The organism is Erwinia sp. PsM31 (genome assembly GCF_030433775.1).
Lineage (GTDB): Bacteria > Pseudomonadota > Gammaproteobacteria > Enterobacterales > Enterobacteriaceae > Erwinia > Erwinia aeris.
In genome coordinates, this window is sequence record NZ_JARUWZ010000020.1 from 64,878 (window position 1) to 78,274 (window position 13,397).

General features: G+C 56.9%; 15 protein-coding genes and 1 tRNA gene. 6 read left to right on the plus strand and 10 right to left on the minus strand.

From position 1 onward, the window contains the following. Positions 1-9 precede the first annotated feature (9 nt). The 4 genes from QCD69_RS15385 to syd all read right to left on the minus strand — a co-directional run bounded on the left by QCD69_RS15385 (position 10) and on the right by syd (position 2,703). Positions 10-459, minus strand: coding sequence for a flavodoxin (locus tag QCD69_RS15385; RefSeq protein WP_253458820.1), 450 nt, complete (start codon positions 457-459; stop codon positions 10-12). Between the two features lie 2 nt (positions 460-461). Next, positions 462-1,256, minus strand: a complete 795-nt coding sequence (truC, locus tag QCD69_RS15390) for a tRNA pseudouridine(65) synthase TruC (protein ID WP_253458817.1) — start codon at positions 1,254-1,256, stop codon at positions 462-464. After that, a complete protein-coding gene (locus QCD69_RS15395) occupies positions 1,256-1,582 on the minus strand; it encodes a YqcC family protein (protein ID WP_253458816.1) in 327 nt (108 codons plus the stop codon). The genes truC and QCD69_RS15395 overlap by 1 nt, the downstream gene beginning before the upstream one ends. Before the next feature lie 566 nt (positions 1,583-2,148). Beyond that, positions 2,149-2,703 (minus strand): SecY-interacting protein, encoded by a 555-nt coding sequence (syd, locus tag QCD69_RS15400; protein WP_253458814.1) that lies wholly within the window; start codon positions 2,701-2,703, stop codon positions 2,149-2,151. A gap of 125 nt (positions 2,704-2,828) precedes the next feature. Here syd and queF point away from each other — a divergent pair, with 125 nt between their 5' ends. The 3 genes from queF (at position 2,829) to xni (ending at position 6,000) form a co-directional block, all read left to right on the plus strand. Then, positions 2,829-3,671 (plus strand): NADPH-dependent 7-cyano-7-deazaguanine reductase QueF, encoded by an 843-nt coding sequence (queF, locus tag QCD69_RS15405; RefSeq protein WP_253458812.1) that lies wholly within the window; start codon positions 2,829-2,831, stop codon positions 3,669-3,671. Positions 3,672-3,849: 178 nt separating this feature from the next. Next, on the plus strand, positions 3,850-5,208 hold the full coding sequence (gene ppnN, locus QCD69_RS15410; protein WP_253458809.1) for a nucleotide 5'-monophosphate nucleosidase PpnN: 1,359 nt from the start codon (positions 3,850-3,852) through the stop codon (positions 5,206-5,208). Positions 5,209-5,247: 39 nt separating this feature from the next. Next, positions 5,248-6,000, plus strand: a complete 753-nt coding sequence (gene xni, locus QCD69_RS15415; RefSeq protein WP_301252645.1) for a flap endonuclease Xni — start codon at positions 5,248-5,250, stop codon at positions 5,998-6,000. 97 nt (positions 6,001-6,097) lie between these two features. Here the strand turns inward: xni and rlmM are convergent, their stop codons facing one another. From rlmM to QCD69_RS15435, 4 genes are all read right to left on the minus strand, one after another. Next, complete coding sequence (gene rlmM, locus QCD69_RS15420) at positions 6,098-7,198, minus strand: 23S rRNA (cytidine(2498)-2'-O)-methyltransferase RlmM (protein WP_301252646.1); 1,101 nt, start codon at positions 7,196-7,198, stop codon at positions 6,098-6,100. Beyond that, positions 7,191-7,586 carry a DUF423 domain-containing protein gene (locus QCD69_RS15425; RefSeq protein ID WP_253458802.1) on the minus strand — a complete coding sequence of 132 codons (396 nt, stop codon included), beginning with the start codon at positions 7,584-7,586 and terminating at the stop codon, positions 7,191-7,193. The genes rlmM and QCD69_RS15425 overlap by 8 nt, the downstream gene beginning before the upstream one ends. 57 nt (positions 7,587-7,643) lie before the next feature. Continuing rightward, complete coding sequence (locus QCD69_RS15430; protein WP_125287404.1) at positions 7,644-8,558, minus strand: transcriptional regulator GcvA; 915 nt, start codon at positions 8,556-8,558, stop codon at positions 7,644-7,646. 338 nt (positions 8,559-8,896) lie between these two features. Then, a complete protein-coding gene (locus QCD69_RS15435) occupies positions 8,897-9,121 on the minus strand; it encodes a YgdI/YgdR family lipoprotein (RefSeq protein ID WP_253458800.1) in 225 nt (74 codons plus the stop codon). Between the two features lie 224 nt (positions 9,122-9,345). Between QCD69_RS15435 and csdA the strand changes: the two genes are divergently transcribed. Both csdA and csdE read left to right on the plus strand, forming a co-directional pair. After that, positions 9,346-10,551 carry a cysteine desulfurase CsdA gene (gene csdA, locus QCD69_RS15440; protein WP_301252647.1) on the plus strand — a complete coding sequence of 402 codons (1,206 nt, stop codon included), beginning with the start codon at positions 9,346-9,348 and terminating at the stop codon, positions 10,549-10,551. Between the two features lie 2 nt (positions 10,552-10,553). Next, entirely contained in the window at positions 10,554-10,997 is a 444-nt protein-coding gene (csdE, locus tag QCD69_RS15445) for a cysteine desulfurase sulfur acceptor subunit CsdE (protein WP_253458796.1), read from the plus strand. A 17-nt stretch (positions 10,998-11,014) separates the two neighbouring features. On the opposite strand, the gene tcdA is transcribed toward csdE, so the two are convergent. Both tcdA and mltA read right to left on the minus strand, forming a co-directional pair. Next, entirely contained in the window at positions 11,015-11,815 is an 801-nt protein-coding gene (gene tcdA / locus QCD69_RS15450; protein WP_301252649.1) for a tRNA cyclic N6-threonylcarbamoyladenosine(37) synthase TcdA, read from the minus strand. 52 nt (positions 11,816-11,867) lie between these two features. Next, positions 11,868-13,010: a murein transglycosylase A gene (gene mltA / locus QCD69_RS15455; RefSeq protein WP_301252651.1), complete on the minus strand. Its 1,143-nt coding sequence runs from the start codon at positions 13,008-13,010 to the stop codon at positions 11,868-11,870. A gap of 203 nt (positions 13,011-13,213) precedes the next feature. Between mltA and QCD69_RS15460 the strand changes: the two genes are divergently transcribed. Beyond that, a tRNA-Met gene (locus tag QCD69_RS15460) sits at positions 13,214-13,290 on the plus strand. Positions 13,291-13,397: the final 107 nt, after the last annotated feature.

Genomic DNA, 13,397 nt, shown 5'->3' on the forward strand with positions numbered 1-13,397 from the left:
GCCCGGCTATTAATCCAGCTGCTTCAGCCAGGCTTCAACCCACGGCGAAGAAAGCGTTTCAGGCTCCGGATAGTCGTTAGCATCGATCAGCAGTACATCGCCGACCCGCTTCGCCGAGTGCTCCTGCAACAGCACATCGAACTTTTTCCCCGCGCCGCAGAAATCATCGTAGTTGCTGTCGCCCAGCGCAATCACGCCGTAGCGCAGAGTGGGCTGATGGCCCAGCTTGTCTTTGATAGCATAAAACAGCGGCGTGATGCTGTCCGGCAGATCGCCCTGAGCCGTGGTCGAGGTGATCACCAATGCCACGCCGTCGGCGTAACGCTGCCACTGTTCAAGCGTGGGATCTTCAAAAATTTCCACCTGATGACCGGCATCCGTCAATAAAGGCTCCGCCTCTTCCGCCACCAGCAGCGCGTTACCGTAAACCGTCCCTACAAAAATGCCTATTTGCGCCATGCTTATCTCCTCGTTGCCTGGTCTGAACCGCTATCCTGCAGGCAAGATGCCGCAAACTCAACCCTGGGAAGATTGGGGAGAGCGTCTTCCCAGCCAAACTGCGCCATCATTCCCTGCCAGACCGAGTCCAGACCCGCGCGCAGCAGCAAAGGCTCGCCCGTTACCGGATGCGTCAGCCGCAGTTCGCTGGCGTGCAGCATCAGCCGCGTCATGCCGAAGTGCTGTGCCGCGCTGCGATTCTGCCGCAGATCGCCGTGCGCGCTGTCGCCGATAATCGGATGGCGCAGATGGGTCATATGCCGACGCAGCTGGTGCTTGCGGCCCGTCTGCGGCTTCAGCTCCATCAGCGTATAGCGCGAGGTATCGTATCGGCTGACCGGCACCGGCAGCTCCGCTTTATCCAGCGCGCGCCAGTGGGTCACGGCAGGCTGCGGTTCCTTATTCTGCTCGCTGAACCTGTCAGCGATCTTATCCAGCTCTTCAGTTAATGCGTAATCCAGCGTTTCTTCGCCATCCAGCCAGCCTCTGACCACGGCATGATAGGTTTTTTGCAGCTGGTGCTGCTCAAACTGCTGCGAAAGCAGGCGGGCGACCTCGCTGGATAAGCCCATCAACAGCACGCCCGACGTGGGGCGATCGAGCCGATGAACGGTAAATACGTGCTGGCCTATCTGATCGCGCACGGTTTGCATCACGAAAACGCTTTCATGCCTGTCGAGCCAGCTGCGGTGCACCAGCCAGCCTGAGGGTTTATTCACCGCGACCAGCCACTCGTCCTGATAAAGGATCTCCAGCATCAGGCGTCGTGCTCGAACAGTTGATCAAGCTGGTTCAGCATGTGCAGCAGATTGGCGCGGCCCGGAATAGCACCTTCCAGCGCCACTTCATAATAAGGGGCGATAGCCAGCTTTACCGGCAAAGCAGACTGCGCATCCAGCAGCGCCTGCATACGCGGCAGGAAAACCCACTGTAGCCACTGGATCGGCATCATGGTATCTACGCAAAAAGGCTCGGTGCTTTCAAACGCCTCGGCGTTTGGCGCGCAGTTTTGCCACAGCCCGGCGTCATGTAAGGCCTGCTCAATAGCCTGCAGGCGATTGCGGATTTCAAGTTCCCGGCTCATCTAAGCTCTCCTGGTCAGTTTTAAAGGGTCGCAAGCATAGCATTACCGCCGACAACGGGATAAGTATGGACGAAAAAAAGGGAGCACTGTAAAAACAGTGCTCCCGGTTCGTTCGCAGCAATCCAGCTACTTTTAGTGCTCCCTGCTCATCCCTGATAACTTTGTCCTGCAGTTTTCCCTACACTTTCACCGTCAATGGCGATGTCCCTGAGCATCCTGGCTTACCGCTCTCCGGCAGTACGTTTCTCCTTCCCGGAGGTGTCCCTTTTTCTCACTCCTGAGATATCTTGTGCAGATCTGAAGTCCTTAACAGGTGCTTTCAGTCTACCGACCGGCTTGTTCCTTAAGCCACCATCCCTTGCGACAGGATCAAGTTTGCCTTAATGAACCTGACAAACAATAGGCTGAAAACTTTTTTTTGACCCCGGCAGGTTTTTTTACGAAAAGCGTTATAACAACTTTATGATTTGCTTTGCTTTTACCGGAGAAAACGCCTTTTTTTCTTAAGATATAAAAGCGATCTCTTACAGACTCTGTAAGAGATCTCTCACAAGATAAATGACGCTTTACCTTAAGGGATCAATAATCGGTAAAGAAACAAGGAATTGCTCCAGGTTCGCGGCCAGTACCGTCTGCTTTTTAGTACCCAGCTTTTCCAGAATCACTTCCCCGCTCAAATTACATACGGAAATGATTTCCAGCTCGGATGGTGTGGTAGCAATAAAAAACGTAGGCGAATGTTTAAGACGGCGCTTCATAACCAGATGGCCGATCAAGTTTTCCTGCATACGCTCGAAATCGTCTTCGCTCCATATTTGCAGCAGCGTGCAGGGCTGGCCGTTGACCAGCGTCTTCATATCGCCTGCAAACTGCGAGGTGTACCAGGCAACGACGGCAGGCTGAATTTGTAAATCGAGCGCGCGCTCTACGTTTTCCAGGTTTTTGGCGAGGGTAAAGGGCTGCGGTAGCCACCAGACCTCATCGCCAACGGTTTGCTGCACGCAGGGCGAGGGAACGCCATACAGCTCGCTGCTGGCGGGCGGATGACCGCATTCGCTGACCCACCGGTCGCAATAGTTGCGGGTAAAATCAGCCAGGGCGCGGGAGGTTTCATCAATCATTCTTTTTTCACTCTCTGGTGCCTGAGTTACACTAAGGCTATACGTTTTTAGTTGCGTCGCCCGGGCCTTCCCGGCCGCAGACGATTGACCACTTCACCTGTCATATCAGGCTATAAGGTAATGCAATGTCTTCAGATACACATCAGGCGCTGAGCGGCCTGACGTTAGGAAAACCTACAGAGTACCACGACCAGTATCAGCCTTCTTTGCTCCAGGCGGTGCCAAGAAGCATGAACCGTGAGCCGCTGGGGCTTTATCCTGACAGTTTGCCCTTCCACGGCGCCGATATCTGGACGCTGTACGAACTCTCCTGGCTGAATGCCAAAGGCCTGCCGCAGGTGGCGATTGGCGAAGTCAGCCTGGATGCCCACAGCGTTAACCTGATCGAGTCCAAGAGCTTTAAGCTCTATCTTAACAGCTTTAATCAGACCCGCTTTGGTGACTGGGGCGAAGTCCGGGCGACGCTGGAGCGCGACCTCAGCGCCTGCGCGCAGGGCGAGGTCAGCGTTGCGCTGTTCCGGCTGCGGGAAATTGAAGGCCAGCCGATAGGCCACTTCAGCGGCCACTGCATTGACGAGCAGGATATTGAGATCGACAGCTATACCTTCAGCACCGACTATCTCCAGCAGGCCACGCAGCCGGAAGTAGTGGAAGAAAAACTGGTGAGCCATCTGCTGAAGTCCAACTGTCTGATCACCAACCAGCCGGACTGGGGTTCAGTGCAAATCAGCTATCGCGGCCCGCGTATCCAGCGTGAGGCGCTGCTGCGCTACCTGGTGTCGTTCCGGCACCATAACGAATTTCATGAGCAGTGCGTTGAGCGCATTTTCAATGATATCTTGCGCTTCTGCCAGCCGGAAAGCCTGAGCGTTTATGCCCGCTATACCCGTCGCGGCGGCCTGGATATCAATCCCTGGCGCAGCAACGGCGCATTTAAACCCGGCCTGTCCAGGCTGGTACGCCAGTAGCACTTTGCGTACCGTCGCGCATAAACGCACGATAACGTTGTTAACTGTTTGAGAAGAAGGCTAATCTGAAGCGGGCATCGGGTGCCCGGGAACATTTTTTCGCCGTCACGCTCGCCGTTTATCCGGCGGGCTTTTGATGGGGAGCGACCACCGCCCGGACGGGTGTAAAGGAGTTAATTTGATCACACATATCAGCCCATTAGGCTCCATGGATCTGTTGTCTCAACTGGAAGTCGATATGCTGAAGCGCACCGCCAGCAGCGACCTTTACCAACTCTTCCGCAACTGTTCCCTTGCCGTACTTAACTCCGGCAGCCAGACGGACAGCAGCCATGAACTGCTGTCGCGTTTTGAAAACTTTGACATCAACGTGCTGCGGCGCGAGCGCGGCGTCAAGCTGGAGCTGATTAATCCGCCGGAGGAAGCCTTTGTCGACGGTCGCATCATTCGCTCGCTACAGGCCAACCTGTTTGCCGTGCTGCGCGACATTCTGTTTGTAAATGGTCAGTTTGACAGCGGCTTTCAGCAGCAGGACGTGGATGACTCGGTGCGCATCACCAACCTGGTGTTTTCGCTGCTGCGTAACGCCAGGGCGCTGCACGTCGGCGAGCTGCCGAATACCGTGGTTTGCTGGGGCGGCCACTCGATCAACGCCGTGGAATATCAGTACTGCCGCAACGTCGGTTCGCAGCTGGGCCTGCGCGAGCTGAATATCTGTACCGGCTGCGGGCCGGGCGTCATGGAAGCGCCGATGAAAGGCGCCGCCGTGGGCCACGCGCAGCAGCGTTACAAAGAGAGCCGTTTTATCGGCCTGACCGAACCGTCGATCATTGCCGCCGAGCCGCCGAATCCGCTGGTCAACGAACTGATTATCATGCCGGACATTGAAAAACGTCTGGAAGCCTTTGTGCGTATCGCCCACGGCATCATTATTTTCCCGGGCGGCGTGGGTACGGCGGAAGAGCTGCTCTATCTGCTGGGCATCCTGATGAATCCGCAGAACCGCGATCAGGTGCTGCCGCTGATCCTCACCGGCCCGAAAGAGAGCGCCGATTACTTCCGCGTGCTGGATGAGTTTATCGTCAGCACGCTGGGCGAAGCCGCGCGTCAGCACTACACCATTATTATCGATGACGCGGCGGAAGTGGCGCGCCTGATGAAAAACGCTATGCCGAAGGTGAAAGAGCATCGGCGCGAGACGGGCGACGCCTATAGCTTTAACTGGTCAATCCGCATCGCGCCGAATTTGCAGGTGCCGTTTATGCCCACGCACGAAAATATGGCCAATCTTAATCTTTATCCCAATCAGCCTGCCGAACAGCTGGCGGCCTCGCTGCGCCGCGCGTTCTCCGGCATTGTGGCGGGCAACGTCAAGGAGCCTGGGATCAAAGCGATTAAGGAACAAGGCCCGTATAAGATACACGGCGATGCAGAAATCATGCGCCGCATGGACGATTTGTTACAGGGATTTGTTGCCCAGCACCGCATGAAGCTGCCGGGAACGGCCTACATCCCCTGCTACGAAATCATTAAGTAACCCTCAGCGGAGCGGCAGCCGTGCCGCTCAGTATCCACTATGACTATTCATCTGTTGATTATTGATGCGCTGAATCTGATTCGTCGCATCCACGCCGTGCAGGATTCTCCCTGCCAGGAAACCTGTATCCATGCTGTGCAACAGCTTATCCTGCACAGCAAGCCGACCCATGCGGTGGCGGTGTTTGACGACGACGATCGCCACGAAGGCTGGCGTCATCAGCGCCTGCCGGACTATAAAGCCGGACGCGCGCCCATGCCGGACACGTTAAAAACAGAGATGCCGCAGATCCGGGCGGCGTTTGAGGCGGCGGGCGTGGCCTGCTGGCACGCGCCGGGCGAAGAGGCGGACGATCTGGCCGCCACTTTGGCGGTAAAGGTTGCCGACAGCGGCCATCAGGCAACCATAGTGTCGACCGATAAGGGCTACTGCCAGCTGCTGGCACCAAATATTCAAATCCGCGACTACTTTCAGAAGCGCTGGCTGGATTTGCCGTTTATTGAAAAGGAGTTTGGCGTAGCGCCCGCGCAGCTGACGGATTACTGGGGGCTGGCCGGTATCAGCAGCAGTAAGATCCCAGGCGTGGCGGGCATTGGCGCGAAAAGCGCGGCAGAGCTGCTGCAAACCTACGGCTCGCTGGCGGCGATTTACGAGCGGCTGCCGGAAGTGGCGGATAAATGGCGCAAGAAGCTGGAGCAGCAGCAGGAGATGGCGCATCTCTGCCGCGAGGTGGCGACACTGAAAACCGATCTGCATCTGGCCGGCAACCTGAAGGATCTGCGGCTGCCGTAAAGGCAAGCGCGCGTCCCGGGCCTGACGTTGATAACGGACATAGCGGCAACTTCATTGCCGCCTGTCTTTTGACAGCGGTCTGCGGCCCGGACTCTCTTTAGCGCTCGTCGCGGCGTCCTGGCGTCGCGCCCCAGATGCGGCGAATATGCACGGTAACTTCTTCGCGATCGTGATAAAGCTGGCGCGCCTGAATTTGCGCGTTGATGCCGTTGGCCTTCAGCTTTTCGTCGATCATCGCCAGGTTTTGTGAGACTTCTTCATAGCGCTTTTTCATCGGCAGCTTGAGGTTGAAAATGGTTTCACGGCACCAGCCGTTCACCAGCCAGTCGGCCATCAGGTTAGCCACGCGTACCGGTTTTTCCACCATATCGCATACCAGCCAGTAGATGTTGCTGCGCGTCGGGCGATATTTAAAGCCGTCCTCGCGATGGTGGAAAACCTGCCCGGTATCCATCAGGCTCGGCGCCATCGGGCCGTTATCAACGGCGTGCACCATCATGCTGCGCTTCACCAGCTGATAAGTCCAGCCGCCGGGACAGGCGCCCAAATCGACCGCATAAAGGCCGCTGCCCAGGCGTTCTTCCCATTCGTCGGCCGGTACAAAAACGTGAAACGCTTCTTCCAGCTTTAACGTCGAGCGGCTTGGCGCGTCGGACGGGAACTTCAGCCGTGGAATGCCCATAAAGAACGGGGAGTTGTTCTGCGGCAGCGAGTAGCCGACGTAGCAGTAGCCCGGCGCGATAAAAAAGACGTGCACCACGGGACGCTTGTCGCTTTCGTAATTCAGCAGGATGCCCGCCGAGCGCATGCTGGAACGCAGCGGCACGGTGAACTTGCGGCAGAATTTCAGCAGCTCTTTGCTCTCGTTAGTGTCCGGCACTTCAACCCGCAGCTCGCCGCCCTTTTCCACTACGCCGGTCAGCATCCCCGTCACCGGCGTGACGCGATCCTCAGGAGGCAAATCGCGCAGCAGCTCGCCCACAACGATCATCTGACGCGAAAAAATCAGCTCGCTGAAAGGCAGCTCGCGCAGCAGTTTTTCGGCGTCTTCAGGCTGATAGCATTCAAACAGCACGTAAGCGGAATCTTCCTTTACGCGCGCAAAGCCAAATACTTCTCTGGCTGCGGCTTTCGCGGTGATCTCCGCCGCGCACTCTTTTTCAAAGCCCTGACGGCAATAGAGTAAAACTTTATTCATGGCGTTCTGCCCTTTTCTTCAGACGCAGCGCGCCAATCAACATTAAAACCCAGCCAATCAGGAAGCAGAAACCTCCTACCGGCGTAACGTAAACCCAAAGCTTAAGATGGGACAGCGCCAGACAGTAAAGGCTGCCGCTAAACAGTACGGTGCCCAGCGCCAGCAGCGCGCTGCTCCAGTAAAACCAGATATTGGCGCGGCTGCGCATCGCTGCCGCCAGGCCCAGGATCGCCAGCGTGTGGAAACCCTGATACTCCAGGCCGGTTTTCAACCAGGCCATTTCGCCCGGCCCCAGTGACCGGCTTAATACATGAGCGCCAAATGCGCCCAGCATGACAAAAACAAACCCGCTGATGGCCGTAAAAATCAGCATTGCACGACTCGACATTCTTATCATCCTCTGAGACAGCACGCGCCGCCGCCCTGGCAACGCATGATTAAGGGTTCAGCTTTCGTAGCGGAAGCGGAATTTTTCCTGTTCGCTGGCCGCTTTTGCCAGGATCCACTGACGAAAGGCGGCTATTTTACCCAGTTCTGCCTGACTGTCATGACAAACCAGATAAAAAGCGTTTTTACTTACCAGCACGTCGTTAAAGGGACAGGCCAGCCTGCCCGCTTCTATCTCCGTTTGCGCCATCACGTTGTTCGCCAGCGCCACGCCCTGGCCGTGGATAGCCGCCTGTAAAACCATCGCGCTGTGGCTGAAAATAGGGCCGTGCTGCACGTTGATATTTACGCCCAGCTGGCGCGTATAGGCCTGCCAGTCGCGACGGGAAGCGTCATGCAGCAGCGTAAAGCGCGTCAGATCGGCAGGCGTTTTAAGAGGATTATCGCCGGTTAGCAGCAAAGGTGAACAGACAGGCAGCAAATATTCGGCATAAAGTTTTTCCACCCGCAGGCCCGGCCAGTTGCCGCGCCCATAGAAAATAGCCACGTCTACGTCATCCGCCAGCTTCTCTTCTTCCCGGTCGACGGCCTGGATACGCACGTCTATCCCCGGATAAGCTGAGTTAAAGCTGGACAGGCGCGGCACCAGCCATTGGATCGCAAAGCTGGGCAGCAGGCTGACGGTCAGCGCGCCCTTCGCGCTCCGTGCCTGAAGCTTGCGGGTAGCGTCGTTCAGCGCGGTGAAAATCTCTTTGATATCCAGGTAGTAGCTCTGGCCTTCCTCGGTAAGCAATAAGGAGCGGTTGCGCCGCCGGAACAGCTTAAGGCCCAGAAAATCCTCCAGTGACTTGATCTGATGGCTTACCGCCGCCTGGGTCACAAAAAGCTCTTCTGCGGCCCGGGTAAAACTGAGATGACGTGCGGCAGCATCAAATACGCGCAGGGCATTTAAAGGAGGAAGACGTTTCGACATGATTACCGGTTACAGAATGTTGGCTTCGGACATAAGGCCGCTGACGCAGCTTTACGTATTAGTTTTTTTTATCCGAGCCATTATAATTTGTCCGTTGAGGATGCACCAGCAAATACCTATAGTTGCCGCACTTCCTGAGCCGGAACGAAAAGCAGTTTGAAATTGAAGCGCTTGCGCGGGGATTTTAGAAGGCTTTTGGCTTGTGGTCGTGATGTTGTGTTTGCAATTGATCTGCCTTTTGCAGATCGGGTAGTCCGACTACCGCTTTTAGATTTACCCTGTCTGTCCATAGAGATTTAATAGCACCGCAAATTGCGGTGCTTTTTTTTGCCTGAAACTTACTGGCCCATTTCAACCATTTCTTTTACGTCTGAACGGTTGATCTGCTGCTTGTTGCCGTTAGCATCTTTGTAGCTGATCATACCGGTATCGTCATCTACTACGGGTTTGCCGTCGGCGACGATGGTACGGCCATCATTGGTATGCATAACATAATTGCTTGAGCAGGCAGCCAGGGCAAAAGTCATGGCGCAGGCGGCCATAATAGCAGCAAATTTTTTCATCTTTATATCTCCTTGCAGATAGTAATGCGATAAACCACCCGCAATGCGCGATCCCGAGGCAAAAAGCGAGTAAATTGCCTGTCCTGAGAAAGCTTATTTGCGGGTAATAGTTTAAACCTTGCATAAATCAGGATAACTCGCTTTTCAGACATTGCCAGGAAAGCGCCTGTAATTCAGTTGGATTCGGTAAAAACCGCATCAATCCACCCTTATTCGAGGAGAACATGAGCATATTTTCGCCTGTTCATTTTCGCCAGCAGTTTCCCGCGTTGGACGAAGCCGGCATCTATCTTGACAGCGCGGCCACCACGCTGAAGCCAGCGGCGGTGATTGAAGCCACCCAGGCGTTCTACAGTCAGGGGGCCGGAACCGTGCATCGCAGCCAGTTTGCCGCCGCGCGTGCGCTAACCGACCGCTATGAAAATGCCCGTGGTCAGGTGGCGCGACTGCTGAATGCCCCGCTCGCCAGCAATATTGTCTGGACCAAAGGCACCACGGAAGCGATCAACCTGATCGCCCAGGGCTATTTTCGACCACGCCTGCGGCCAGGCGATGAGATCGTCGTCAGCGAAGCCGAGCATCACGCCAATCTGGTGCCATGGCTGATGGTGGCTGAGCAGACCGGCGCCAAAGTGGTGAAGTGGCCGATCGGCAAAGATTTGCTGCCCGGCATCGCGACGCTGGAAACCTTACTGAATGCGCGTACGCGGGTGCTGGCGCTTGGACAAATGTCCAACGTCACCGGTGGCTGCCCGGATGTAAGCAAGGCCGTCGCACTGGCGCATTGCGCGGGCGCAAAGGTAGTTATAGACGGCGCGCAGGGCGTGGCGCATCGGCCGCCCGACGTAGCAGCGCTGGATATCGACTTTTATGCTTTTTCCGCCCATAAGCTTTATGGGCCGATGGGGACAGGCGTGCTCTATGGCAAAACGGCGCTGCTGGAAGCGATGCAGCCCTGGCAGGGCGGCGGCAAAATGCTGACCACCGTCAGCTTTGACGGCTTTACGCCGCAGGCGGTGCCCTGGCGCTTTGAGGCAGGCACGCCCAACGTAGCGGGCGTCATCGGGCTGAGCGCGGCGCTGAGCTGGCTGGAAACAGTGGATATGGCGGCGGCAGAAAGCTGGAGCTGCGGGCTGGCCGACGTGGCGGAAGAGCGGCTGGCGGAGCTGCCCGGCTTTCGCAGCTTCCGAGCCAGCGGCTCCAGCCTGCTCGCCTTTGATATCGCGGGCGTACACCACAGTGATATTGTTACGCTGCTGGCGGAAAGCGGCATCGCGCTGCGCGCCGGCCAGCACTGCGCCCAGCCGCTGCTACAGGCACTTGGCGTCAACGGCACCCTGCGCGCCTCTTTTGCGCCCTATAATACGCTTAACGATGTTGAAGCGCTGGTCAGCGCCATGACCACCGCACTGGAACTTTTGGCAGATTAACTATGACGACTTTACCGGCTCCGCACCCGTTCGGCACGCTGATTACCGCCGACGGCTTAAAACAGACTTTTTCCGCCTTTACGCAGTGGGAAGAACGCTATCGCCAGCTGATTTTGGTGGGAAAACAGCTGCCCGCACTGGCGGAGGAGTGGAAAACGGCGGAAATCGAACTCAGCGGCTGTGAAAACCGCGTCTGGCTTGGACATCGACAGTCGCCCGACGGCAGCCTGCACTTTTACGGCGACAGCGAAGGCCGCATCGTGCGCGGACTGCTGGCGGTGCTGCTGGTCAGCGTGGAAGGAAAGCTGCCCGAAGAGATATTGCAGAGCGATCCGCTGGCGCTGTTTGATGACCTGGGGCTGCGCGATCAGCTCAGCGCCTCGCGCAGCGCCGGACTGGCGGCACTGGCGACAGCGGTAGTGAAGGCGGCGAGCGAAGCGGGTTAAGCAAATCAGAAGCGGCGTCAGCCGCGCGCCGCTTTCGCCATCATTTTTTTCAGCACGTGGGAAACGGCCACGAAGCCGAAAGTGGCGGTGACCATCGTGGCCGCGCCGAAGCCGGAAGCGCAGTCCATCCGCTTTGGCCCTTCCGCCGTACTGCGTGAAGCGCAAACGGAACCGTCCGGCTGCGGATACATCAGCGCCTCGGTGGAAAACACGCAGTCAATACCCAGCTTGCCCTTGCTGTTTTTAACGATATTGAAATCGCTTTTTAACCGTTCGCGCAGCTTAGCCGCCAGCGGATCCTGAATCGTTTTCGCCAGATCCGCCACCTGGATCTGCGTGGGATCGATCTGACCACCCGCGCCGCCGGTGGTAACCAGCGGAATTTTATTACGGCGGCACCAGGCCAGCAGCGCCGCTTTTGGCCGCACGCTGTCGATGGCGTCAATCACATAGGTAAAGCCGCCGCTCATCAGCTCAGCCGTATTTTCCGCAGTGATAAAGTCATCCACGCAGGTCACTTTGCATTCCGGATTGATGGCCAGGATGCGTTGCGCCATTACCTCGGTTTTCGCCTGCCCTACCGTACCTTTCAGCGCGTGGATCTGCCTGTTGGTGTTGGTCACGCAGACATCGTCCATATCAATTAGCGTGATGGCGCCGATACCGGTGCGCGCCAGCGCTTCAGCGGCCCAGGAGCCTACGCCGCCAATGCCGATCACGCAGATATGCGCGTCGGCGAAAAGTTGCAGAGCAGACTGACCATATAAGCGTGCCGTGCCGCCAAAGCGCTGTAGCCAGGCGTCGGAAAGAACCCTCATGATTTACCTCAACGTCGGAAACGGGCCGGAAACGCCGGCCCGTTGACCTTAATTATCGACTGACCAGCGCCGCACCGGCATTGCCATTTTGTGCCATAGAGAAAGGAGAAACGCCCGCGCCCGGCGCCGCTTTCAGCACCCAGACGCGACCGTAGTGGTTATACCAGCCTGCCATATGGCCCGCCTGCTCGCCGATACCCTGATAGATATCAAAGTGCTGGCCCTTAATAGCGCCGCCCACGTCGAGCGCCACCATCACGCGCATTTCATATTTGCCGTTGAACTTGCCTTTATCGTTCAGCAAAGGCACCTCCGCCAGCAGTACCGTGCCCGGCGGGATCAGCGAACGATCGGCGGCCACCGAGGCTTTGGCGATCAGCGGTACCGCGCTCGCGCCGCGTACCGGCGCAAACTCTTCCGGCTTAAAGAAGACAAAGGACGGGTTTTGCTCCAGCAGCTCGCGCACCTCGGCCGGGCTGTGGTTTTCGCCCCATTGGCGGATAGCCTGCATCGACATATCTTCGCGCTTCACTTCGCCGCGATCGATCAGCACCTTACCGATGCTGCGATAAGCATGGCCGTTCTTGCCGCCGTAGCCGAAGAAGGTCAAAGGACGGCCGTTGCCGTAGTCAACGTAGCCGCTGCCCTGCACGTCCATAATAAAGTTATCCATCAGCGAATTGCTGTAACCGATAACGTAACGTTCATCCAGGCCGCCGCTGTAGATTTCCGCTCGGCTTGGCAAACGGCGCTTGCCGCGCGGCGGCATGCGGTATAAAGGATACTGAAATTCGCCCTGGCGGGTGTAGCGGGCATGGATAACCGGCGTGTAGTAACCGGTAAACTGCACGTTGCCATAATTGTCGGTGCCTTCCATCTGATACGCATCCACGCCGTACTGGCGCAGCTGCCGCGTATCACCGCCCGCCATCAGCCAGCTTTTTAGCGCGCTGTAGGTTGAAAGCTGGCGGGAAAACATGGCTGGCGAAGCGGCCTGGATTTCCAGCAGCTGATCGGCAAAATCTTTGCCGTTAACGGGGCGCCCTTTGGCGTTAGGTTGATTAACCAGCCCCAGCGGCTGCTGCAGCTTGCCGTCCTTATACTGCTGGCCGCGATCGGTAGGTTTGGAGGAACATCCCGCAAGCAGGGCGATTAACGCCCCGGTGACCATATACTTTGCCCAACGTCCTTTCATTATTCTCTACCTTTATACGCAATTGCAGGCGAAGATAGCAAAGCGCCCCACAGATTAAAACGTCCTCGCCAAAAAGAAGCGTCGGTTTTGCACAACAATACAACAATCGGCCGACAAATTAAGCAGTAAGGGCGATTTCAGGCGTTAATTTGCAAAAAGGGGTTGCAACAAAATCGCCGGAGAGTATAGTGCGCATCCACGGACGCGGGATGGAGCAGCCTGGTAGCTCGTCGGGCTCATAACCCGAAGGTCGTCGGTTCAAATCCGGCTCCCGCAACCAATTCCCTCCGGGGAAAAGCAGTAAACCTGTCGTGATGGAAGCGCCAGGAAGTTCGGACGCGGGATGGAGCAGCCTGGTAGCTCGTCGGGCTCATAACCCGAAGGTCG